Below are 23,367 nucleotides of genomic sequence, written 5' to 3'. Positions count from 1 at the left end.
TTTATCTACAATTTAACGCAATGCAGTCTAAAATCTTAATATGGCTTCAAATAAAGAACTTTCCGATTTTCTCATCTCGAGTGAAAAACGCGCCTTTAAACAGGTACTTTTTGCGGTTCGAGATGAGGATGCAGCATTGGATATTGTGCAAGATGCAATGATTAAACTTGCGGAAAGCTACGGCGACAAAAATATTGCTGAATTACCACCACTTTTCACTAGAATTGTGCAAAACTGTACAAAAGACTGGTTCAGACGGCAAAAAGTTAGGAATACTTGGGTCACCCTCTTCTCAAAATTTGGTAAAAATAGTGATGGGGAAGAAATTGATCCTGAAGAGTTTTTTGAAAACCCAGAGGATGCTCTTTTTGGTCAGGAATCTTCAAAGCAGTTAGAAAGGATGGAACTTTCAACAATTTTGGAAAAAGAGATAGAAAAATTACCAAAACGTCAACGCGAAGCCTTCCTCATGCGTTATTGGGAAGAGTTAGATATTTCTGAAACTGCCAAAATCATGGGAGTTTCTGAAGGAAGCGTTAAAACACATTGCTCTAGGGCAAGTCAAAGTTTGGCAGCAGCACTAAAAAAATTGGGAATTAGTTTTTAAAATAGGCAGATAATCATTATGAACACTACAAATCAAATACTTTTATCTGGTGAAGAGTCACACTCACTTCAGTCTCAGGACTTGATTATTGACCAAATTGGCAAAACTGTTGCTGTTTCTCTTGATAAAGAATTAAAACATTTATCTCCCCATGTGCTCGCTCGTCTTGAAAATGCTCGGGAAATTGCCCTAACTAAGCAAAAGATTAGCTCTCGTACCTCTTCTTCTGCCACTTTTGACCTACTAAACCTCAGATCTTCTATTAATTGGGTTGGTATGTTGCTAGTGACATCCATTGTTCTGTACTTTGTAGTTGATTGGCAACAAAACTCTCGGATCAGCGATATTGCTGACTTAGATACTGCAATTTTGAGTGACTCAGTGCCACCCGACGCTTACGCCGATGAAGGCTTTCGTGTTTTCTTGAAAGAAATGATTCAACGTAAAGAGACTGAAAAAGAGCAAGCCATCAAAAATAAAGATCAGATAACTGTTCAAGATACTGTTCAAGATACTGCTCATACCGAGGCCGTCAAAGATGCTAGCCAAAACCCTTGATCAGCAAAGCCGAACAATTTCTTATAAAACAGTAGTCTTCCATTTACTTTTACTACTCGCAATCTTCAGTGGTTTGATGGCTCAACAACCTCTGAAGGCGCAATCACTGCCATTAATTGGTGGCAGTAGCCTCGCCAAAGCTTCTAATTGGTCAGATTTATCGACTGTTCAAAAAGAGGTTCTATCATCACTTGAGGAGGACTGGTCTAATTTAACGGTAGAACAAAGAGTTAAATGGATTCAGTTAGCGAATCGTTTCGATAACCTAACTGAGGCGGAAAAAGAACGTCTTAGAGCCAGAATGGCAGACTGGTCTAAACTCCCAGCTAACGAGAAAAGAATCGCCAGAGCCAATTTTTTAAAAGCACAATCTGTTTCGAACGATCAAAAGCTAGAAGCTTGGGAAGCGTATCAACAACTTACTGCCGAAGAAAAAAAAGAGCTTGCTGAGCACGCTCTGTCGAAGAAACAAAAGAAACCATCCCTAGTGAATTCACCATCGCTAAAATCAAATTGATGTTTTTGGTTTGATAATAACTATCTAAGAGCTATTTTGAATACTTTTTTACCTGCTGTAACAATCAAACGTCGCATTTATATTGGCCTTTACGAAATGTTGATGTTACTCGGGGTTTGGGCTCTAGGTTATTTGGTTCCTACACTCTTATTGGGCATCATTTTCAATATACAACTACCAAATTGGCTAGCTTTTGGTTTAGTCTATTCATTATTTGGTATTTATTTTGTATGGTACTGGAAGAAGACCGGTCAAACCTTAGCCATGCAAACTTGGCATGTCAAACTGGTTAATCTTGAAGGAAAGCTTCTGAGTCAAAACCAAGGTCTAATTCGGTATGCCTTAAGCACACTCTGGTTAATCCCAACAGTGATCATTTATGGAGTCTTCAAAATCCTGATGGGGCATCCTTTAGGCCATTGGCCAACCATTGAGTTAATGTTTTTTATGGCTTTACTCTTTTGGCCGATGACTTGTTTATTAGATAGAGATCGAATAAATGGGCCACAGTCCCTTGTCGATCGTCTGGCTAAAACTAGGCTTGTGCAATTACCAAAAACTAAATCTACCTAATTAGGCTGATTACGCATCCAATCCGCTGTATCTAAAAAAGCCTTCAGCAATCTCTCCCAAAGCGCTTCTGGCAATTGCATGTCATACATTGCCTGGCCCATGCATTGCAACCATTGGTCACGCATGGCCAAATTAATCGGGAAAGGGAGGTGGCGAGCTCTCAATTTAGGATGACCATATTTTTCAATGTACAAATTGGGTCCACCAGTCCAACCACTAAGAAACATGGTTAATTTTTCTCTAGATGAGTCTAACTGATTAGGATGTAACTTTCGTAACTCCGAAAACGCGCTATCCAGTTCCATCAAGTCATAAAACTGGTCCACCAGTTCTTTGATTTTGTCGTATCCCCCTATTTCGTCGAATAAGGTCGGTGATGTTTTATTTTCAGAATCGGACATATCAAAAACTTTGGAGAATTTTTACTGTGGAAACATTACTAATTTTGTATTTTAAATAGAGGCCGGATACAAAGCTACAAACTACTCCTAAAACGATCGCCATGCCAATCAACCAAAAAGGATAATCCATATCGGTTTCTAAGAAGTTTTTTACCAAAACCCAAGCCGAAACTCCTGCGATATTGCCACTTAAAATACCAGCTAGTATTCCTACCGTTATAAATTCAAAAAACCAAACTCGATTTAGGTAGTTTTGATCTGCACCATAAGTTTTCAGGATTGCGGCTTCTCGTAGTCGTTTAGTTTGAACACCTAAAACAGAAATAAATAAGACAATCAAACCCGCTAGCAAAGCAAAAATAAATAATGCTTGAACCGCATAAAAAAGTTTTCCCAACATTTGATTCACTTGCCCAATGGTTTGCTCTACATTAATTGCTGAGACATTAGGAAATTGCTCAATAATCCTATCATCGACCGGTGAATTAGGCGATTGGTGATAGGCCATAATCCAAGTTTGAGGTGCCTCTTTTAATAATGTGGGTGGCATTATGGCAAAGAAATTGACCCTCATTGAGTTCCAATCCAATTTTCGAATCGAAGTTATTTTGACATCATAGGCAACACCTGCAACATCAAAAGTAATTTGATCCCCTAACTTCAAGCCTAGCGATTTCATGATGCCTGCTTCCATCGATACCTCACGAGCATCTTTAGCATCACCGAACCACTTACCCGCAATCACTGAATTTTTAACCGGTAAGTTCTGTGTATAGGATAAATTAAACTCTCGGTCAATTAGTCTTTTGGCATTCTCATCGACAAAACTCTCAGAAGATAATGCCGTTTGGTTTACCTTTACTAACCTGCCTCGAATCATAGGATAGACATCCCAATTCTTTTTTACAGGAGATTCTTCTAATAACTTATTTACTTCTAGCTTTTGTTCAGGAGCGATATTTAATAAAAAACGATTAGGTGCATCGGGCGATATACTCGATTGCCAGGTACTCAGTACATCCGTTCTAATTACAGTTAACAAAAGCAAAGCTAACATGGCAATTGAGAGGGAAGTGATTTGGACTACCGTAAATTGTGTGCCGCCAAACATTCTTTGACCTATAAATTTAAGGCCTAGTGGAGCGTTAGTAAGACCGGTAATCAGTTTACCGAGCCATTTAGAAATTGCCCAAGCAAACATCACAACAACTAAAGCACCCAAAACAAAGCTTGTTAGAACCGTTAAACTCAAATAAATGTTTCGAGAAATAGCAATCAAGAGGACTGCATAGGTTAAAAGGCTCGCGACAATACTAATAAAGAACCATTTAGACTTTTTGTACTCTAATTGACGCAGCGCCGTAACCGGAGAGATCATCGTCAACTCTAAAAGCGATGGACCCGAAAAGCCAAGCAATAAAGTAAAAGCAACTAAAAAAGCCCAAATAACAGGCAATATGCTTGGTGGCAGGATGTCTTGAGTAACGAGAGAGCCAATCCAATGCAGCAATAATTGATGCGTTAGATAACCTGTACCGATACCAATTAAAGTCGCAACGAATCCAATCAATAAAAGTGGCTTGAGGTGACTGACTAAAATTTGCTTTCTAGAAGCGCCAAAGCAACGCCAAATAGACACACTAGTGATATGTTTTTGGGAGTATCGATGGGTGGATAGAGCAATCCCTACAGCAGCAATCATCGCTGTAAATAATGCTGCCAAAGACATCATCTTATTTGCTTGTTGAATCGTTTTTCTGGCAACAGGTTGACCGTTTTCTAATTCCTCGATCTTCACTCCACGTAGCCCTTTTTGGAGGATATAATCTTTTGTCCACTCTTGAAATTGACTGATCTGTTTCTGAGTACTTCTAAAATCTAGGGAATCCTGACTCGCTAACAGGAGTCGATAGGTAGCTCGACTTCCCAAACCCAATAATTCCGTTTTTGCCAAATCGGCTTCTCTAATCATGACTCTGGGTGAGAAGTTGATAAAGGCAGCTCCTCGATCCATTTCTTTGAGAATAATATCCGTGATTTTGAACTCACTACTACCTAACTCAATCCTTTGCCCTATCGAAAGATCGAGTTGCTTAGCTAGTTGCTCATCAATCCATATCTCTTGAGCGGATAAACCTTTAGATCCAAACTTTAAAGTTAACTGACCTCGCAAGGGGTACTCGTCTGATACGGCTTTCAGCGCAACCAATTTCGATTGACTTTGGAAGCGAGCCATTGTGGGGAAAATTATAGTTTTCGCAGTTCGAAGTCCTTCTTGCTTTGCTTTAGTTTCAAAGGCTGGATCAAGTACTTGATCCCCTCGAACGAGAAGGTCTGCAGCTATTAGCTCGTGGGCATTTTTCTCAAAAGTTTGATCTAGTCGATCCATCAAAAAAGTGACACTACTTAATGATGCAATCGAAATCCACAGCGCTAAACCTAGCCAAATCAACTCACTGGATAAAGTGTAGCGCTTCAAGAAAGTAAGCCATTGATTCATCAAAATTAGAGCCTAAAAGCCAGAGAAACTGCCTCCATCAATGCGCAGAGAAGTTCCCGTAATGTAAGAGGCTTTGGACGAGGCTAGAAAAGTGACAGCATCGCCATATTCAGTTGGCGTACCGTAGCGCCCCATAGGGATCGAGGCAATCATGCGTGTCGCAATCTCATCAACCGTCTTACCCTCTTTTTGCGCCCTAAACTGGTCAAGTTGGCCTAATCTTTCGGTCGCAACTCTGCCAGGTAAAACGATATTTACAGTGATGCCATGCTTAGCAACTTCACTGGCTAAGGTTTTTGACCACCCCATAATGGATGCTCTAAGTGTGTTGGAGATGGCAAGTCCAGGGATTGGTGAAATCATGCCGGAACTTGTACTCGTGATGATACGTCCCCAAGATTTCTCTTTCATACCAGGCAGAACTCTGTCTGTAATCTTAATCACCATTAAAACCATCTGTTGAAATTGAGTAAGCCATAAATCAGAAGATTGATTCTCTGCTGTAGTCGGAGGCGGGCCACCAGTGTTATTGACTAAAATATCAACTGTTCCCCACTCTTTTTCAATGGTCGATATTTTTTCCTCAATTGAATTCAAATCCGACATATCCCAAGGTAACACCATCACTTGACCACCAAACAGGCGTATTTCATTAGCCGTCTCATCGAGTGCAGCCACTGTTCTACCTGAAATAACCACTTTGGCACCCTCACGCGCTAATGAAATAGCAATCGCACGACCAAGGCCCTTACTGGATGCTAAAACTAGAGCGACTTTTCCTTGAATTCCTAAATCCATCTTAATCTCCTTAATTAATTTCTAAATCCTTACTGGATAACTCATCCCACCGGATCATTAATTTTTCTAAATCTTCACTCATTTTCGTCATTTTCGATTGTAATGACTTAGCGCGTTTGAGATCTTCAGTATAAATTTTAGGGTCGCTCAACTGTTGAGAAATTTCACTTTGCGCAAGTTCTAAGGCTTCAATTTGAGAGGTGATTTTTTCTAATTCTTTTTCTTCGTACTTATTTAAACCACTCTTTTTATTACTGGTTTCTTTGCTTGAAGCACCTTGTGTCTTTTTCACATCAGATGCCTGATTACTAGCAGAGCCCGGCGATTTTTGTGACTTTGAGATAGATGCTAATCTTCTTGCATTTTGAATTTTCCAGTCCTCATATCCGCCTTCGTATTCGCGCCAAAAGCCATCGCCTTCAAAGGCAATCATACTGGTCACTACATTATCCAAAAACTGACGATCATGACTTACTAAAAACACAGTACCACGATAGTCTTGTAAGAACTCTTCTAACAAATCCAAGGTATCAATATCTAAGTCATTCGTTGGCTCATCTAATACCAAAACGTTCGCTGGTTTAGCAAAAAGTCTGGCTAACAGCAATCGATTGCGCTCTCCACCGGATAGTGTTTTAACTGGTGAACGTGCTCTCTCAGGAGAGAATAAGAAATCATTTAAGTAAGATTTAACATGTTTTCGTTGGCCGCCAATTTCAATCCACTCACTACCTGGACTAATAAAGTCTTCCAAGCTGGCTTCCAAATTCAATGATTCTCTTAATTGATCAAAATAAGCAATTTCAATTTGACTGCCTTGTTTTATATCACCACGATCAGGTGGTAATTCACCCAGGATTAGTTTTAATAGGGTCGATTTACCAGCGCCATTCGGCCCCAAAATACCAACCTTATCGCCACGTAAAATGGTTGCAGTAAAGTTTTTAACAACTTGTTTCTCACCAAAAGCTAAATCCACATTTTCAAGGGCAGCCACAATCTTGCCAGACCTGTCCCCAGTATTAATATCTAACTTTACCTGACCTACTGTATTACGTCTGGCACTACGCTGTTCACGTAACTGCTCTAGACGACCGATTCTGCTGACGCTCCTTGTTCTTCTAGCTTCGACCCCTTGACGAATCCAAACTTCCTCTTGAGCAAGTAGTTTATCTGCCCGAGCATTCGCTAAAGCCTCATCGGCTAACTGTTTTTCTTTTAAATCTAAATAGGCTGTGAAGTTACCGGGGTAGCTACGAATAATGCCACGATCCAATTCAATAATTCGGGTCGCAACCTTATCTAAAAACGCTCTATCATGGGTAATAAATACCAACGAGCAATGCATATCCACTAACAGTTGCTCTAACCATTCAATCGAATCCATATCAAGGTGGTTCGTTGGCTCATCGAGTAATAACACTTCAGGTTGAATGACTAATGCTTGGGCTAAAGCAACCCGTTTCTTGTTTCCACCGGATAACTCTGACATCAAGCGAGAACCATCTAGGTGTAGCTTTTGCAACACCTCATCAATTTTCTGCTCCCAAGCCCAACCTTGATTGGCATCAATCTGAGAATATAAAACATCCATTTGATGTTGTATGTCATCATTCCAATCCTGCATACTCAAGGCTTCGTAATCGGCCCGCATTTGTTTCACATCTTGCAAACCGACAGAAACCGTATCAAAAACCGTATCGGACGATAAAAACGCTGGCTCCTGAGCTACATAGGCAATCCGTATTCCCTGCTGTTTCTGAATCAAACCATCATCTAATTTTTCAATTTCGGCAATAATTTTTAAGAATGAAGATTTTCCTGCACCATTTCTGCCAATTAAACCAACCCGCTCTCCCTCTTCTAATGAAAATGAAGTATTAGCAAGTAAGTCAACGTGCCCATAGGCGAGTTTGGCGTTATTTAAAACAAAGAGGGCCATGTAAATCCAGTAAGGTAGGTAATTTAAGTGTTGAAAATAGATGTATTTTCAATGAAGCATCAATTTTAAGCCACTCTGATGTAATTTGTTCGATAATACGGATTATGGAAAAAGTACGCATATCAAAACTACTCTCTGAACAAGGTCTTTGTTCAAGACGTGAAGCAGATCAATATATCGAACAAGGATTAGTAACCGTTGACGGGGAAGTCGTTTCCGAGTTAGGGTCACGGGCATATCCTCATCAAAAGATTGAACTCAAAAAAGAGGCGTTGAAGTTACAAGACGCAAGGGCCACGATCCTGCTCAATAAGCCAATCAGTTATATTTCTCATTTTGATGATGCAAAAGAATATCCCCCAGCTGCAGCCTTGGTTACACCTGAAAATTTCTTTAGAACGCATTTAGATGCCAATAGAAATGCAAAATTTAATACTAGGGGTTTAGCTCCTGCTGGGCGTTTGGATATTGATTCATCAGGCTTATTGGTATTAACGCAAGACGGTCGCATTGCCAAACTGTTGATTGGTGAGAATAGCCCCATTGAAAAAGAATACTTAGTTCGGGTTGAGGGCAAAATTGCTCCGAACGGTTTACAACTGCTGTGTCATGGTTTGTCTTTAGACGAAGTCCCATTAAAACCGGCAAAAGTAAGTTGGCAAAATGAAGATCAATTGCGATTTGTTCTAAAAGAAGGACGCAATCGACAAATCAGAAGAATGTGTGAATTAGTTGGCCTTCATGTGGTTGGCTTAAAGCGTATTCGGATCGGCCAAATTCCTCTAGGTAACATTCCAGTTGGACAATGGCGATTCTTGAGGGATAACGAAAAGTTTTAACTCGGTGAAGTAGACATCCGTTGATTGAATAGATTTATTTATGATGTTTAAATATAATTGTTGAATATGGAAATAACCCAAGTTGAAGCCCCAAAAAAAAGTATCAGTGACAAGGTCTATTGGCATGGATATATTCCCTTCTACGAAACTTTTTTTGCTGGACGAGAATTTACTCGAATAGCTGAGTTCGGAGTCTACAAAGGGAATTCGATCCGCTGGTTGCTTGAAAGATTTCCAAACTCTAAAATATTTGGCGCGGATCTTTTTTTAACTTTCCAAAGCGAATGGCCGACGGATGCTCGGTTTGAATTTACGCAATTGGATCAAGGAGATCCGGGTCAAATCGCTGACTTTCTGAAGTAGGATCAATTTGATTTAATTATTGAAGATGGCTCACACATTCCCCAGCATCAAATTAATTGTTTACTTGCAGGTCTCGAGTCACTAAAAAGTAATGGCATTTATATATTAGAGGATATAGATACTTCATTACCCGGCCATGTATGGTGGACAAGCGATATGATTCGTCCTAGATGGTGGAAATTCAAAAAAGTAAAAGAATATAAAAAATTGAAGGCTCAGGTTGAAGTGGGTAATGCTTTTCATGCGCTCATTAGTTTGCAGCATTTTCAAAGAATCAACGTTAAAGTCAACGATGAAATCGCTAATAAAATCGCAGAAAACTCTTTACTAACTAAAAACCAAATTTTATTTTTATCAGAATCAATTAAACAAGTTCACTTTTATAGACGTTCGCATCTTCCCGACTGGTGTCATCAATGTGGATCAGAAATTTATAATTTCAGTCAATTAAAATGCATTTGCGGACAAGAAGTTTTTTCTAACGCAACTTCGATGTCCTTCGTATTAATCAAACGATAAAAATGTAAAAAAGGTATCTGCTCGATGTAATCTTCTTAGAAATGGTGCACCTCCCGCTGTTAAATTGCGGGAGTGAACTCAACTAATAAGTAATTCAAAATGCTCCATCGCTGGGGGCTTTTCAAAGAATGGCCCCACATAACCGCGCCACTGCGCAAACTCAGGAGACTCACGAAAATCAACCATGTGATTTTCTAAAGTTTCCCATTCGATCATTAGCAAGTATCGATTCGGGTTTTCAATCCCTTTTTGGACCTTAAAGCCAATAAATCCTTTCGCCTTTGAAATGACTTCTTTCACACCGGCGGCAATTGCAAGTTCAAACTCGGCATTTTTTCCGGGCAAAATGCTTAAATCCGCAATTTCTAGAACCATGATTAGCCTATTCTTTTGAGTGTTTCTTTGAAGATTTTTGCTCGGTTAGCATAACCAATCGTGCCTTTTGCTAGGCGATCAATCATTTCTTGACTGACATCTTTAACTTCCTTAGCAGGCGCACCAATCGCCATTTTGCGGGGTCCAACGACCTTGCCTTCCGTTACTACAGCTCCGGCACCAACTAAAGCCTCTTTACCGATCAAGGCATTATTTAAGACAATCGCTTGAATACCAATCAAGGCGCCATCTTCAATCGTGCAACCATGCAACATCGCCTGATGACCAATCGTGACATTGTTACCGACCGTCAGTGGGCAACCTTTATCGACGTGCATAATCGTACCTTCTTGAACACTGGTTGAATCACCGATGGTAATGGGTTCATTGTCTCCACGAATCACAACACCTGCCCAAATAGTTGATTTCGCGCCAATAATCACATGGCCAATCACTACCGCTTCTTCTGCTACATAAGCCTCTGGGTGGATCTGTGGGATTTTATCCCCTAATTGATAAATTGCCATTTGAAGCTCCTATTTAAAAAATTTAAAAATATAAATACCAATGAATGTCATGCATAAGGACCCCATCACATGCAGCAGAATCGTCAACAATGCGGTGGTTAAATCGCCATCTTGAATCATTTGCGTGACTTCAGCTGAGAAGGTGGAAAAGGTTGTTAGCCCCCCTAAAAAGCCCGTAATGATGAGTAATCGCCATTGTGGCGGGAGGTCTTGATGTTGCTCAAAAAAGGTAATAGCCAAACCGATTAATAAACCACCTATCAGATTTGCCATCAAGGTCCCAATCGGGACGGATTTGGAAACAGTATTCAACATCAATGCTAGCGACCAGCGCAGTAATGCCCCTAATGAGGCACCTATACTAATGGCAAGAATGGATGGAAACATAGTTAGATGAGTGCTGAATTATTAAAAAAATAAAAGTTGGAATTTTTAATCCAAAAGGCGTTGTGATGTCTCATCTCTAATTCTTAATTTTTTATATTTAATATTGTTAAGCTTCATTGTATTTTAAACTAAACGAAGTGATCTTTTGCTATCCATTTTTTCATCGTAATTAACAATATAAGACTTATGACTAAAAATATTGCTGTTTTCTGTGGCTCTCGGTTTGGAAATGTTCCTGAATGGAAAGACTGGGCTTACAATCTGGGCCAAGGAATTGCTGAAAGAGGCTGGGGCTTGGTCTTTGGTGGGGGTAGTAGAGGTCTCATGGGCCAGGTTTCTGATGGCGTTTTTCAGAATCAAGGTCGGGTAACCGGCGTCATACCCGAAAATTTACTTTCAGAAAAACCAGATCAAGAACGACTTACCGAATTACATTTTGTAAAAACAATGAGTGAGCGCAAAATGTTGATGGGCCAATTATCAGATGCCTTTGTCATCATCCCCGGCGGCATTGGGACCTTTGATGAATTGTTTGATGTATGGGCAACTGCGCAAATTGGCTCCCATCAAAAAACAATTGTTCTGGCAAACTGGTCTGGGTATTACGATCCACTAATCCAATTTCTCCAACATAGCTTAGATCATGGCTTCATGGTCGATACGCATTTTGAAAAGATTCAGATTGTTTCGAACGTAGCGGATATTTTTAGTCGACTGCACCCAATAAGCGAATGATTGGCTGGGACATTTGACTGGGAAAGCACTCTAAAAATACGCCCATCACTTATAATCAATTTTCTGATCTAACGGACTTCCCATGAAAACCACCACTTCCCCATCTACACTTCGTCAGCAATTCAAACGTTTACTTACTAAACGCTTAATTCCTTTAATGGGCATAGGATTCGCTGCTATGAGTATGCACTCGCTCGTGCACGCACAAGCCTACCCAAATAAAACGATTACGATTGTGGTTCCTACCGCACCTGGCGGAGCTAATGATGCGATGGCCAGAATTATTGGTCAAGGTCTCAGTAGTAGACTAGGCCAACCCGTCATTATCGAAAATAAGGCTGGTGCCAATGGTGCCATTGCCAGTGAATTTGTGGCACGTGCTAATCCCGATGGTTATACCCTCATGTTTGGTTATATTGGGACTCACGGCATCAACCCTGTCTTACAAAAATTACGTTACGATCCAATTAAAAACTTTGAGCCTATCACCATGGTTGCGACATCACCCACCTTGTTGGTAGTCAATCCTAGTGTAAATGTTAATTCTGCAAAAGAATTGATTGCCCTACTAAAGTCACAACCGAATAAATTTAGCTATGCATCTGCAGGAAAAGGCACGGCACCACATTTAACCGGTGAGCTTTTTAAATTAAATACTGGTACTGACATGCTTCACGTTCCGTATAAAGGATCGTCACCCGCAATCGTCGATACGATGGCAGGGGTTACACAGGTCATGTTTCCAAGTTTATTTACTGCCTATCCTCAAGTTAAAGGTGGCAAGCTTAAGGCGCTCGGGATCGCTGGTAAAAAGAGATCTGCAGTACTCCCTAATGTGCCAACTTTAAATGAACAAGGTATTTCAAATATTGAAGTAGATCAGTGGTATGCAATGTTTGCCCCCGCTGGTACGCCAAAACCAATCATTACCGAACTCAATAAGGTCTTAATAGAATTACTACACGATAAAGCGGTTGAGAAGAAAATTGAAGAGCAAGGTGCTGATGTAGAAACGACCACACCGGAAGAACTATCTGCCTTTGTGAAAAAAGAAGCGATTCGTTGGAAAAAAGTCGTGGACGATGCAAAAATTACGGTAGATTAATCGCCCGGTCTAGCTGGATACTGTGGGGCATCATCGAGAATATCGTCCCACAGTGGTTTGGAATCAACGAAGATATGGAACGCAACTTTTTTATCAATTTTCGTATCCAGAGTACCTAGTCGCACCCGCATCGAATCAGGAGTGGCCTCTCGTTGACTAAAGAGCTGAGAGCCACAGCGTTTGCAGAAGAAACGGTTTACTTGACCTGGGTTTTCATAACACTGCACTAAATCATTGCCTTGCGTAATCGCAAAGTCACTACGCTGGATTTCAACGGAATGAACGCTAGCAGAGCCACTCGCTTTTTGACAACGTTGGCAATGACAATAAACAATCGGTCCAAGTTGATTTGTAATTTTGTAGTGCACGCCAGAACACAAACAAGAACCTAAATATTCCTGCATAAAATCTCCCTAGTACAGTTCAAGCAAATAATTTTTCATTGAAAGGCAATACTGTCACAGCCACAGATAAATGGTGATTACCACCGCCATGAATCACCCCCCGGATGGGCGAGACATCTGTATAATCTCTACCTCTGGATAAGATAACATATTCCTCTCCAGGTGCGTGACGCCCCCAGCGATTGTTCGTTGGGTCAAAATGAAACCAACCTGCCTCAGAAAAACCGTTTACAGCAGGAATATAGATCGCCACCCAAGCATGAGAAGCATCACTGCCAATTAACCTTGGTTTACCAGGTGGTGGTTTAGTTAACATATAACCACTTACATACTGCGCCGGTAAGCCTAACATCCGTAAGCAAGAAATCATAATATGGGCAAAATCTTGACAGACCCCTTTACGATTTTTGAGGGAATCAATCGCACGGGTATTGACATCAGTCGAAGCTGTTTCATATTGCAGCTCATGATGAATTTTTTGCATCAAAGCAACAACTGCAATAAGGATAGGTGTTTTAGGCAAAAAACACTCCTTTGCAAACTGTATAAATGCATCGTCAAACAAAATCATCGGCGAAGAAAAAACGAAGTCTGCTGCGGGTGCAATGGGTTGGTGCGCTTGATAGCGATGAAAATTTCGGGCATCTTCCCATACTGGACTGATTAAGTTATTTTGCACATAAGCATTGGCAGGATCGATTTCGATGACACTTTTGGCAACTGTCTTTAAGCGGGTATGCCTAGACTCAATTGAGAAAAACGTACTAACATTACCGAAAATGTCGGTTCGATCTTCGAAGTAGTCTGGTTCAGGACTCACCATTAGGCTTGTGGATAAAACCCGTTGACCAAGACAATCATTGGGTTTTAGATGCGCTAAATGTTGGGTAATATCGACTGGAAAATCATAATCGTAAACCGTCTCATGCAGAATATCGAGCTTCACATTTACCTCTGAATTTTATAAGCGCTATTTTTGATATGCGTGAAATAGCGCCCCGTAATTTCATCAGAAATCGTCCAGGCTTGACGAATACAATCTTTCACACAATCCAGTAAATCTTCAAAAGCCACTTCTTTTACATGAGGCACTAAATGCACTAAAACATCGACATGGCTATTTTCAACCCGTGTTTCTGAATTTGTTAATTTTGCTAACCGATTTCTTAATTTACGACTAATCCATGCGATTGAACGCGGATTTTCAGTATTAAAAACGAGTAACTCTAGTAGTTCATTTAAATCGCGACTTTGCTGATGTTGAGCTTGAAACGTAATAGTGCTATCAAACAATCCTAAGAGGGTATTAAATCCAGAAGTATCGTTAAATGGATTCGATAACACACCCTCTTCAATTGCGCTTTCCAAAATACTCGAGAAAAATTGTAAACGTTCAATCAAACGTCCAATATTCATCAGAGTCCAACCAGCATCCCTAGTCATTCGATCGTTTTGCGCACCCGTAATAGCAGATAAAAATTGATTAGCAGTTGATAAACTTTGAAGCGCTAGGGTAATTGAATAATCATTTCCCACCTTCATCAATTGACAATCATTTTCAAAACGCTCCACACAACGATTAATCATCGACCACAAGTCTGTGGAGAGAGATTCACGAACTTTGGAAGCTGCTGATTGCACTGCCCGTAGGTTAAAACCGACGCTCATGAGGGTCGACGAGTTCAACTGCGACAAAAGCATCCGTTCATCTCTCGGTTCCATTTCTTCCGAGGTCGTTGGCATAACAGCTTGGGAGAAGGGCATCAGACCATTCATTTGACATGATTTATCCAACCAATTCCAAAGTAGATCAGATTGAGAGTTTTCACTATTTAAACTCTCTAAGTACATCGTCGCTAAAGCGATGGTATTTTCACTACGTTCTGTGTATCTACCAAACCAATATAAATTTTCAGCAGATCGACTCGTAATCACCCTATCTCGATGGGCTTTACCTACCGAGGTGGCTTTACTCGGAAATAAGATGGGTAACTGAGTATAGCTTTGTCCTTGAACCCAAACATCGGTACTACTGCCCCCTCTTTGCATGGAGGCAACGCCGTCTGGATCGGCCGCAATCCTAGCTAAACCACCAGGCAAAATCTGCCAAGAATTCCCAATACCATCGCTCATCGCAAACACACGCAGCATATAAGAGCGCGGTTCAATACACTTTTCTAAATCAGGATTACTATCAGCTTGCCAAGTCGGTATTTGAGCGAGAGGCAAATAGGACTGAATCGTAAAATCATCCGGTGATTTTTTAATTTTTTCAAGAAGTTTCGAAGACTCTTTAGCACCTAAGTTTTTGACTAAAAAGGAATCAAAATGTTGATGCCCTTCTAACGAAGGATAAGTCGCTTTTACAGCACTATTCACCAAATTCTCTTTGGCCGATTCAAAGGCAGCATCTTCACCACACCACCAAGTATCGACTGCGGGCAATAACAAAGGTTGCCCTAGTAAACGCTCACTAATACTGGGTAAAAAGGCAAGTAAGCCCGGAGACTCTAAAAATCCACTACCAGGTGCATTAGCGATCACGACATTGCCAGCACGAATAACTTGCATCAGCCCTGGCACCCCTAAGGTCGAATCTTCTTTCAACTCTAAAGGGTCTAAAAAGGTATCATCTAAGCGTTTAATGATGACATGGACCGGTTCTAAACCATGAATAGTTCGCAGATATGCGCACTGATTGCGTACTGTCAAATCATTGCCTTCAACTAGGGTCAAACCTAAATATCTGGCCAGGTAGGCATGTTCAAAATACGTTTCGTTATAGGGTCCTGGCGTGAGCAACACAATGTGCGCATTTTGGCCTGCCTTACTTTCCCGCTTTAAAGACTGAACTAAACCACGGTACACCCTCGTCAAAGACTCAATGCGCATTTGCTCATAGGCTTTGGGAAACTGCTTCGAAACTAAGTTACGATTTTCTAATAAATAACCAAGGCCTGAAGGGGCTTGAGTGCGTTGCGATAAAACGGACCAATTACCATTTGGACCACGGGCCAAATCAAAGGCCATAATGTGTAAGTGCTTCTTATCTTTTGGAATCGCCTGATGCATGGCCCGTAAATAACCAGGATGGCCATTCACTAAAGCCGGTGGAATTAAACCTTCTTTGATTAAATTACCCGGCCCATAAACGTCTTGCATCATGGCTTCGAGCAATTGCGCTCGTTGCATAATCCCGGCTTGAATAACGAGCCATTCCTCATGCGGAATAATTAAGGGAAATAGATCAATGGTCCAGGGTCTTTGAGGACCATTTTCGTCGACGTAAATATTATAGGTAATGCCATTATCTCGAACTTGTCGTTCTATTTCTTTCGTACGAGCATTAAAGTCACTCAGTCCTTTGGGCTGTAAATAGCCAAAGAAATCTCGCCAATGCGCACGCATGGTTGGCGAGCCTGGTTGCTCAGAATCATACAACTCATCGTAATGAGTTGCATCTGCTTTCGAAACAGACTCATACTGCTCGTTACTCGACTGCTGCTGAGTCGTTAGTTCTTTAAAGAAACTCGATTGACTTTGAGATTGGGACATGCCTTATTATCAACTAAAGTCAAATCTAGCGGCGTAAATCTAGCGTAAATGGAAACTCCTTACTACCTGCTAAGTCAATATTTGGTACAGTCTGTAAGGAAACTCCTGGCGTATGACCCATGGTAAAGAATCTAGACAAACGACGCGCTTCCGCTTCATATGCATTAATTGGGAAACCAGCGTAATTCGTGCCACCCGGATGAATCACATGATATTGGCAACCGCCTACTGAACGCTTCGTCCATGTATCAATTAAATCAAACGTCAACGGTGAATGAATACCAATACTAGGGTGCAAACTAGACGGTGGATTCCATGCTTTATAGCGCACTCCAGCACTAAACTCACCTGCACGCCCCGTTGACATCAGTGGCACAGCTCGTCCATTACAAGTTACAACATAGCGACTTTGATTCAAACCACGCACTAAAACTTCAACCCGCTCAAGAGAAGAATCAACATAGCGCACTGTTCCACCATCCTCTTCACCCATCACATGCCAAGGCTCGAGTGCTGTGCGTAATTCCAACTCACAGCCCATCGTACGCATTTGGCCAATCAATGGGAAGCGGAATTCGAAATGAGGTGCAAACCACTCAAGATCAAAATCAAAGCCAGCGGTTTTTAACTCTTGGATAACATCAGCAAAATCTGCCTTCACAAAAGATGATAACAAGCAACGATCATGTAACTCAGTTCCCCAACGGGTTGCTGGCGCAAGATAAGGTTCATCCCAGAAACGGGCGATCAAAGCTCTGAGTAATAACTGTTGCACGATACTCATACGAGCATGCGGCGGCATCTCAAAAGCACGTAGTTCTAATAAACCTAATCGACCAGTAGAGCTATCCGGTGAATACAGTTTATCGATACAAAACTCGCTACGGTGGGTGTTACCCGTAACATCAATCAAAATATTTCTTAGCGAACGATCCACCAACCAAGGTGGCATTTGTGTGCCATATTTTTTACGATTTGCATAAATTTCTTTAATAGCGATTTCTAATTCGTAGAGTTGATCATTTCTAGCTTCATCGACCCGTGGTGCTTGGCTTGTTGGGCCAATGAAAATACCACTAAACAAATAAGAAAGACTTGGATGGTTATGCCAGAATAAAATCAGGCTAGCCAAGAGCTCAGGCCTTCTCAAGAATGGGCTATCGGCTGGTGTTGCACCGCCCATGACAAAGTGGTTACCACCACCCGTCCCGGTATGGCGTCCGTCCATCATGAATTTTTCAGCCGTTAAACGCGATTCAAAAGCCGCTTGATATAAGAACTCCGTATTATCTTTGAGTTCAGTCCAGTTATAGGCCGGATGAATATTCACCTCAATTACACCTGGATCAGGGGTCACGCTTAAGGTCTTCAGGCGGAAGTCTTTCGGCGGTCCGTAACCTTCGAGCACAATCTTATATTGCAGTTGATCCGCTGTTTTTTCTATCGCAACGAGTAAAGTTAAGTAATCTTCTAAACGTGAAAGTGGCGGCATAAAGACATACATCACACCATTCTTACCACCAAATTCAGCGACTGCATCAGGTCCGTTAGCACGCATTGGATCACGCACTTCAACGCACAATGCAGTGCGAGTAACCCAGTGTGCTGACTCTTGAAAGTCTGGCACTTTACGGATATCTGTCACCATCTTGCTGGTGACTTTACCAGGGCCTGTGACGGCAGTCATGTCAGACTGTTTACCACTCACTTCAAACTGTTTACGACGTGGATCAGTCTTAGAAGACCCAAAGGTGACAGATTGCATGCCGGACGGGAAATGACCATCGTCTAACTGTTGTCGAATTTGTGCATGGGAAGCAAGTGGCGCTTTAGGAGCGAAATGATCTTCTTCAATCAAATAAGGATATTGCTCTTTAGATACCCAGGGCAAGGAATTTAAAGGTAAGCGATAACCCATTGGTGAATCACCAGGCAACAAGTACATCCGGTCATCTCTAATTAACCATGGACCTGTGGACCAAGTGGTTTCAGAAAGAGTATGACTAGGCTTAGCACTGATCGGTAAAACATAACCAATTACTGCATCATTTTTTTGTTCAAAAACCCGTTTTAAACGTTGACGCTCAAGTGGATCTTCTAGGTTTGACTCAAAAGGATCGACATTGACTGGCAACTTTGATTCACGCCACAAATAATAAAAGACATCCTCATAAGCTGGGCGAATAAACTCATCGGTCAGACCCAGGTTTTTAGTTAATGTGTCAATAAACTTTTTAGAGTCGCTACTCGTGTAATGCAAGTCATCGCGTTCATCCGCAAATAATTCAGGCTTACCCCAGACTTTTTCACCATCAGCACGCCAATGGATTGACAAAGCCCAACGTGGTAACTGCTCACCGGGATACCACTTACCTTGACCAAAATGTAGGAAGCCACCTTTACCATATTGCTCATAAAGATGTCCCACTAATTCAGTAGCAAAACCACGCTTCGTAGGGCCAAGTGCCTCGGTATTCCATTCGGGAGCGTCTAGGTTATCGATACCCACATAGGTTGGCTCACCACCCATGGTTAAGCGAACATCCCCGTCCACTAATTGTTGTTCGACATAAGCACCCAACTCATTAATCCTCTCCCACTGATCTTCAGTGTAAGGTTTGGTGACTCTTGGAGATTCGTAAATACGGGTCACTTGCATGTGATGCGCGAACTCTACCTCTGACTTATCAACCGCTCCTTCAATTGGTGCAGCACCACTTGGATCTGGCGTACAGGCGAGTGGTACATGGCCTTCACCAGCCAAGAGTCCGGAAGTTGGATCTAAACCGACCCAGCCGGCACCTGGTAAAAACACTTCACACCAAGCGTGTAAATCCGTAAAGTCCACATCTGTTCCACTAGGACCATCGAGAGCCATTACGTCTGCTTTTAGCTGAATTAAATAGCCTGAAACAAAACGGGCTGCCAAACCGCAATGTCTTAATAGTTGCACCATTAACCAGGCTGAGTCACGACAAGAACCACTCCCCAGTGTCAGCGTTTCTTCAGGTGTTTGAACGCCTGGCTCCATACGGATGAGGTACTTAATATCTTTTTGTAATTTCTGATTTAACTTCACCAAGTAATCAATTGTCCTGACCTCAGTACGGTCAACACTAGCCAAATACTTCTTAAAATTAGGTGATAATTCGATGAGTTCTAAGTAAGGTAAAAGTTCCTTTTTTTCACTCGAGGTATACGTAAATGGATATTTCTCAGCATGCTTTTCTAAGAAAAAATCAAAGGGGTTAAAAACAGCCATTTCAACCACAAGGTCGACCGTCACTTTAAAGAGATTGGTTTTTTCAGGGAAGACCAATCTTGCTTGATAGTTTGCAAAAGGATCTTGCTGCCAGTTAACAAAATGGGTTTTTGGTTCAATCTTGAGGGAATAAGAAATAATCTTACTTCTGGTATGGGGAGCAGGCCGTAAGCGCACCACTTGCGGTCCTAAATTGATCATACGATCATATTTATATTCAGTAACGTGATTTAAAGAGATATGGATAGACATAGTTTCAGAATAAGGTAGAAATCGTTGATTAAAGTTGACCTAAAGAAGTACTAGGAGAATATTTTGCACTGCATTCATGAAATAGTCATGTAAATAGTAATTTAACAACACATAGCAATGAACTCAGACTTTATATACCCTATTTAAAAAGGGTATGCCCCACTTTGAAGCATTTGTTCAGTGAAGAGCTCTCACCTGAGTTGCTCTTTTAAGTTATTAAGTTGGGATATTAGGATTAGAAAGGGACATTGTTGGAGCTAGAACCACCAGAATTACCCGTAAAAGGATTTGATTGGTAACCATGAGCTAGATTATCAAATTTAGTGAACTCTCCCTGCCAAGACAATTCGACGACACCAATTGGGCCATTTCGTTGTTTACCAATAATAACTTCTGCGACACCGGGGCGGTCCGTCTCAGGGTGATAGACAATATCACGATAAATAAAAATAATCACGTCCGCATCCTGCTCAATCGCACCAGAGTTGTGGCAAACGATGCCACCAGCTAACCATGAGCCGTGACTAGGTACGGTTAAATCAAAAACTTCCTCTTCACCAGCATCCTCCATGGTAACAATTGGATCCCAGGATATACCGCTAGAAGTATTCGGTGCAAGAGATAGGGTTGGCTTTGCTATCGCAACCGCATCACCAATCGTTATATCGGCAACAGTCTGCCAACCTTTTTGGGTATAAATACGGTGATTCTTGGTTGCTGTAAGGGTTAGGCCACTTTGTGTCTGAAGCCGTTGCACTGCCTTGACTCCGACTGACCAAACACAATCACTCACCGCACTTTGCAGTTGCTGTTGTTCATCCATCGCAATCACAGTTGGGGTTGTGCCGACTAATTCTTGAATTGGTCTGGTCGTTCCGTCCGCGAGCACTACTTGGGTGTTACCAGAGACGCACTCGCGTAAATCGGACATAATCGGGCGCTTGTTTTCGCGGTTTTCTAAACTACGATTTAACTGCGATAAAGCAATCACCGGACAGCCCATTTCTTTAGCTAGAGACTTTAACGAGCGAGAGATTTCAGAGATTTCGGTTGTACGGTTATCGCCTGAAGTACCACCTTTACCAGCCATTAATTGCAAATAGTCAATCACGACTAAACCGACTTTGCCGTACTTACGAGCCATTCTTCTAGCACGAGCACGCAACTCAAGAGAACTCAAAGAGCCCGTCTCATCGATGAGCATTGGCGCTTTATTCAGTAGGCCAATGGCATTGGTAAAGCGACTCCATTCCTCATCGTTTAAATTACCAGTCTTTAATCGTCCTTGATTAACGCGACCGACTGAACCGAGCATTCTGGTTGCGAGCTGAGAAGCACCCATCTCCATCGAAAATACTAAAACTGGCAAGCCTTCTTTAATTGCTACGTGCTCTGCGATATTCATCGCAAAAGAGGTATTGTGGGTTACTACATAGTCATCAGTGAGATAGGTTTTACTGGGATGACTAACCGAAATACACTGAGCCTGCGCCCTTCTTACCATTTCGATCTTCGCTAATGTAACTACAGGTGTATGGTTATCATCAGGTAAATCAATTTGCAATTGATAGATAGGTAATGAAGGCTCTATAACTTGATTTGTAAGCTCACAAGTCCCGCCTAATGACCTCACTAGAGAAGTAATATCTTTAGCAAATGAAGCTGACAATACAGTCAGTGATTGCTGTTGAGACGAATTAACCTGGGTGTTTGCAAAACTGGCCATGAGCCCCTGCAGAAGTGCTGTACGAGCCGGCTTTTTCGCTAGTAAATAATTGCTTGGAATGTTGGGGGCATAGGAGTCCAGTTGTAAACCAACCTGACTGAAAGCCTCGGTAATAGGACATGGCGTAGTAAACGATGGGCCGTTGACGAGTAATCTACTCGGCAACACTCTGCGCCAGCGCAACTGACCGGAATTTGTTTTTACTATTGCAAAAGTCGTAAGGATGTCCTGAAATTCTTGAGTGAGTTCAGTTTGAAGTTTTTCTAAAAAGAGCCCATTGAGGTCTTTAAAAGTAATTTCGTCAGCGTCAATGCTTTCGATACTGCCGAGTAAAGCACCGAATAACCAAGGGTCCATCGGTAAGGGTTTTGTTACACCAAAATCACCCGTAATGGCATCAATGGAGAACTGACTTGGTTGGTCATCTTGCTTTAAAGCATTTGCTAGCTCTACTGTAGAGATTACTTTTGAAGCACTCCAATCAGGATGAGAGACTTTCCACAAGTGCTCAGCGCAACATTGGGTAGCTCTTCCATCAGAAAAAACCACTTGATAAATTTCTTTTAACCCTTGTGGATAAATACCTGTCACAAAGGATGCTTGACCGTCGATGGAGGCAAGTGCATCGCCGACCATTACATCTTGCATCTGCTTCCAACCGCTGTAGGTTTTAATCTGAGCATCGAGTGGTTGGGCTTTACCCATACTCGGACGACCAGCAACAATGATCAAATCGCCTTTTTGTAAACCACTGGTTTTTTTATCTAAATCAATAAAGCCAGTTGCCACACCCGTAATTTCGTTCGTTCCATTGCGTGCTTGTAGTTCTTGAATACGTACAACAGCTTCAGTCATTAATTCTTCCATCTCGAAGAATTCGCGAGTGCTACCACCCACTTCACCAATGGCTAAGATTCTCGTCTCTGCCTCATCGAGCAGGGTACGTACTGCTTTGCCTTCAGGATCAAACGCGGAGTTCGCAATACTATCTGCAGTCTGAATGAGACGGCGCAAAATACTACGGTCCCTAATAATCTGGGCATAGCCGCGGATGTTCGCAGAGCTCGGCGTATTGCTACTCAGTTGATTTAAATAAGTGATACCAAAGTTTTCGGCTAGACCCGTTGATTTGAGTTCTTCATGGACTGTAAGCACATCTGCTGGCTTGTTTTCATTTACGAGTTTGCCAATCGTGCGAAATATAACTGCATGTTCAGTGCGATAAAAATCAACTTCACCAAGAATTGGTGCGACAAAGTCCCAGCTAGTATTATCAAGTAACAAAGCACCGAGTACGGATTGCTCTGCTTCTACTGAATGAGGGGGAATTTTTAGACCTTGTACAGCCCGATCCAACTCACCCGTGGGGGTTTGAGGTAGAAGGGGATCTGTACTTGGCATCTTCAATCTTTAATAGTTGAA

General features: G+C 41.7%; 21 protein-coding genes. 9 read left to right on the top strand and 12 right to left on the bottom strand.

Translation table 11 applies throughout. The features are described from left to right. Positions 1 to 40 precede the first annotated feature (40 nt). Genes AOC35_RS03045 through AOC35_RS03030 form a run of 4 tightly spaced genes read left to right on the top strand, consistent with a single transcriptional unit; the run spans position 41 to position 2,255 of the window. A complete protein-coding gene (locus tag AOC35_RS03045) occupies positions 41 to 607 on the top strand; it encodes an RNA polymerase sigma factor (protein ID WP_108645719.1) in 567 nt (188 codons plus the stop codon). Positions 608 to 625: 18 nt separating this feature from the next. Beyond that, positions 626 to 1,165: a DUF3619 family protein gene (locus tag AOC35_RS03040; protein WP_108645718.1), complete on the top strand. Its 540-nt coding sequence runs from the start codon at positions 626 to 628 to the stop codon at positions 1,163 to 1,165. Next, complete coding sequence (locus AOC35_RS03035; RefSeq protein WP_108645717.1) at positions 1,146 to 1,682, top strand: DUF3106 domain-containing protein; 537 nt, start codon at positions 1,146 to 1,148, stop codon at positions 1,680 to 1,682. Before AOC35_RS03040 ends, AOC35_RS03035 begins: the two co-directional genes overlap by 20 nt. Before the next feature lie 36 nt (positions 1,683 to 1,718). Beyond that, complete coding sequence (locus AOC35_RS03030) at positions 1,719 to 2,255, top strand: RDD family protein (RefSeq protein ID WP_245898405.1); 537 nt, start codon at positions 1,719 to 1,721, stop codon at positions 2,253 to 2,255. Here the strand turns inward: AOC35_RS03030 and AOC35_RS03025 are convergent. From AOC35_RS03025 to AOC35_RS03010, 4 genes are read right to left on the bottom strand one after another with little or no spacing between them, the layout of a single operon-like run. Continuing rightward, entirely contained in the window at positions 2,252 to 2,656 is a 405-nt protein-coding gene (locus AOC35_RS03025; protein ID WP_108645716.1) for a group II truncated hemoglobin, read from the bottom strand. The two genes, AOC35_RS03030 and AOC35_RS03025, sit on opposite strands and share 4 nt — an antisense overlap. Position 2,657: 1 nt before the next feature. Further along, entirely contained in the window at positions 2,658 to 5,156 is a 2,499-nt protein-coding gene (locus AOC35_RS03020; protein ID WP_108645715.1) for an ABC transporter permease, read from the bottom strand. A 12-nt stretch (positions 5,157 to 5,168) separates the two neighbouring features. After that, a complete protein-coding gene (locus tag AOC35_RS03015; protein ID WP_108645714.1) occupies positions 5,169 to 5,954 on the bottom strand; it encodes an SDR family oxidoreductase in 786 nt (261 codons plus the stop codon). A gap of 10 nt (positions 5,955 to 5,964) precedes the next feature. After that, positions 5,965 to 7,896, bottom strand: a complete 1,932-nt coding sequence (locus AOC35_RS03010) for an ATP-binding cassette domain-containing protein (protein ID WP_108645713.1) — start codon at positions 7,894 to 7,896, stop codon at positions 5,965 to 5,967. Positions 7,897 to 8,000: 104 nt separating this feature from the next. Between AOC35_RS03010 and AOC35_RS03005 the strand changes: the two genes are divergently transcribed. From AOC35_RS03005 to AOC35_RS02995, 3 genes are all read left to right on the top strand, one after another. Next, positions 8,001 to 8,735, top strand: coding sequence for a pseudouridine synthase (locus AOC35_RS03005; protein WP_108645712.1), 735 nt, complete (start codon positions 8,001 to 8,003; stop codon positions 8,733 to 8,735). A gap of 66 nt (positions 8,736 to 8,801) precedes the next feature. Then, entirely contained in the window at positions 8,802 to 9,098 is a 297-nt protein-coding gene (locus tag AOC35_RS03000; RefSeq protein ID WP_108645711.1) for a hypothetical protein, read from the top strand. Positions 9,099 to 9,254: 156 nt separating this feature from the next. Then, positions 9,255 to 9,617, top strand: coding sequence for a hypothetical protein (locus AOC35_RS02995; RefSeq protein WP_108645710.1), 363 nt, complete (start codon positions 9,255 to 9,257; stop codon positions 9,615 to 9,617). Between the two features lie 78 nt (positions 9,618 to 9,695). Here the strand turns inward: AOC35_RS02995 and AOC35_RS02990 are convergent, their stop codons facing one another. From AOC35_RS02990 to crcB, 3 genes are read right to left on the bottom strand one after another with little or no spacing between them, the layout of a single operon-like run. Continuing rightward, positions 9,696 to 9,992 (bottom strand): antibiotic biosynthesis monooxygenase family protein, encoded by a 297-nt coding sequence (locus AOC35_RS02990; protein WP_108645709.1) that lies wholly within the window; start codon positions 9,990 to 9,992, stop codon positions 9,696 to 9,698. Positions 9,993 to 9,994: 2 nt separating this feature from the next. After that, positions 9,995 to 10,519 carry a gamma carbonic anhydrase family protein gene (locus AOC35_RS02985; RefSeq protein WP_108645708.1) on the bottom strand — a complete coding sequence of 175 codons (525 nt, stop codon included), beginning with the start codon at positions 10,517 to 10,519 and terminating at the stop codon, positions 9,995 to 9,997. Positions 10,520 to 10,528: 9 nt separating this feature from the next. Next, positions 10,529 to 10,906: a fluoride efflux transporter CrcB gene (gene crcB / locus AOC35_RS02980; protein WP_108645707.1), complete on the bottom strand. Its 378-nt coding sequence runs from the start codon at positions 10,904 to 10,906 to the stop codon at positions 10,529 to 10,531. Between the two features lie 186 nt (positions 10,907 to 11,092). On the opposite strand from crcB, the gene AOC35_RS02975 reads away from it, so the two are divergent. Both AOC35_RS02975 and AOC35_RS02970 read left to right on the top strand, forming a co-directional pair. Then, positions 11,093 to 11,641, top strand: a complete 549-nt coding sequence (locus AOC35_RS02975) for an LOG family protein (RefSeq protein WP_108645706.1) — start codon at positions 11,093 to 11,095, stop codon at positions 11,639 to 11,641. Positions 11,642 to 11,798: 157 nt separating this feature from the next. Beyond that, positions 11,799 to 12,746, top strand: a complete 948-nt coding sequence (locus tag AOC35_RS02970; RefSeq protein WP_211307544.1) for a Bug family tripartite tricarboxylate transporter substrate binding protein — start codon at positions 11,799 to 11,801, stop codon at positions 12,744 to 12,746. Here AOC35_RS02970 and AOC35_RS02965 read toward each other — a convergent pair. From AOC35_RS02965 to dnaB, 5 genes are all read right to left on the bottom strand, one after another. Beyond that, a complete protein-coding gene (locus tag AOC35_RS02965) occupies positions 12,743 to 13,150 on the bottom strand; it encodes a GFA family protein (RefSeq protein WP_108645704.1) in 408 nt (135 codons plus the stop codon). The genes AOC35_RS02970 and AOC35_RS02965 overlap by 4 nt on opposite strands. 19 nt (positions 13,151 to 13,169) lie before the next feature. Further along, the gene (locus AOC35_RS02960) at positions 13,170 to 14,096 is read right to left on the bottom strand and encodes a transglutaminase family protein (RefSeq protein WP_108645703.1); all 927 of its coding nucleotides are present in this window, start codon (positions 14,094 to 14,096) and stop codon (positions 13,170 to 13,172) included. A 2-nt stretch (positions 14,097 to 14,098) separates the two neighbouring features. Continuing rightward, on the bottom strand, positions 14,099 to 16,705 hold the full coding sequence (locus tag AOC35_RS02955; RefSeq protein WP_108645702.1) for a circularly permuted type 2 ATP-grasp protein: 2,607 nt from the start codon (positions 16,703 to 16,705) through the stop codon (positions 14,099 to 14,101). 25 nt (positions 16,706 to 16,730) lie between these two features. Further along, positions 16,731 to 20,219 (bottom strand): transglutaminase family protein, encoded by a 3,489-nt coding sequence (locus AOC35_RS02950; protein ID WP_108645701.1) that lies wholly within the window; start codon positions 20,217 to 20,219, stop codon positions 16,731 to 16,733. A 235-nt stretch (positions 20,220 to 20,454) separates the two neighbouring features. Further along, on the bottom strand, positions 20,455 to 23,346 hold the full coding sequence (gene dnaB / locus AOC35_RS02945) for a replicative DNA helicase (protein WP_108645700.1): 2,892 nt from the start codon (positions 23,344 to 23,346) through the stop codon (positions 20,455 to 20,457). Between the last annotated feature and the right edge of the window lie 21 nt (positions 23,347 to 23,367).

The organism is Polynucleobacter rarus (genome assembly GCF_003072505.1).
Lineage (GTDB): Bacteria > Pseudomonadota > Gammaproteobacteria > Burkholderiales > Burkholderiaceae > Polynucleobacter > Polynucleobacter rarus.
The sequence above is the reverse complement of the archived record's forward strand: the minus strand, read 5'-3'. Positions and strand labels throughout refer to the sequence as shown.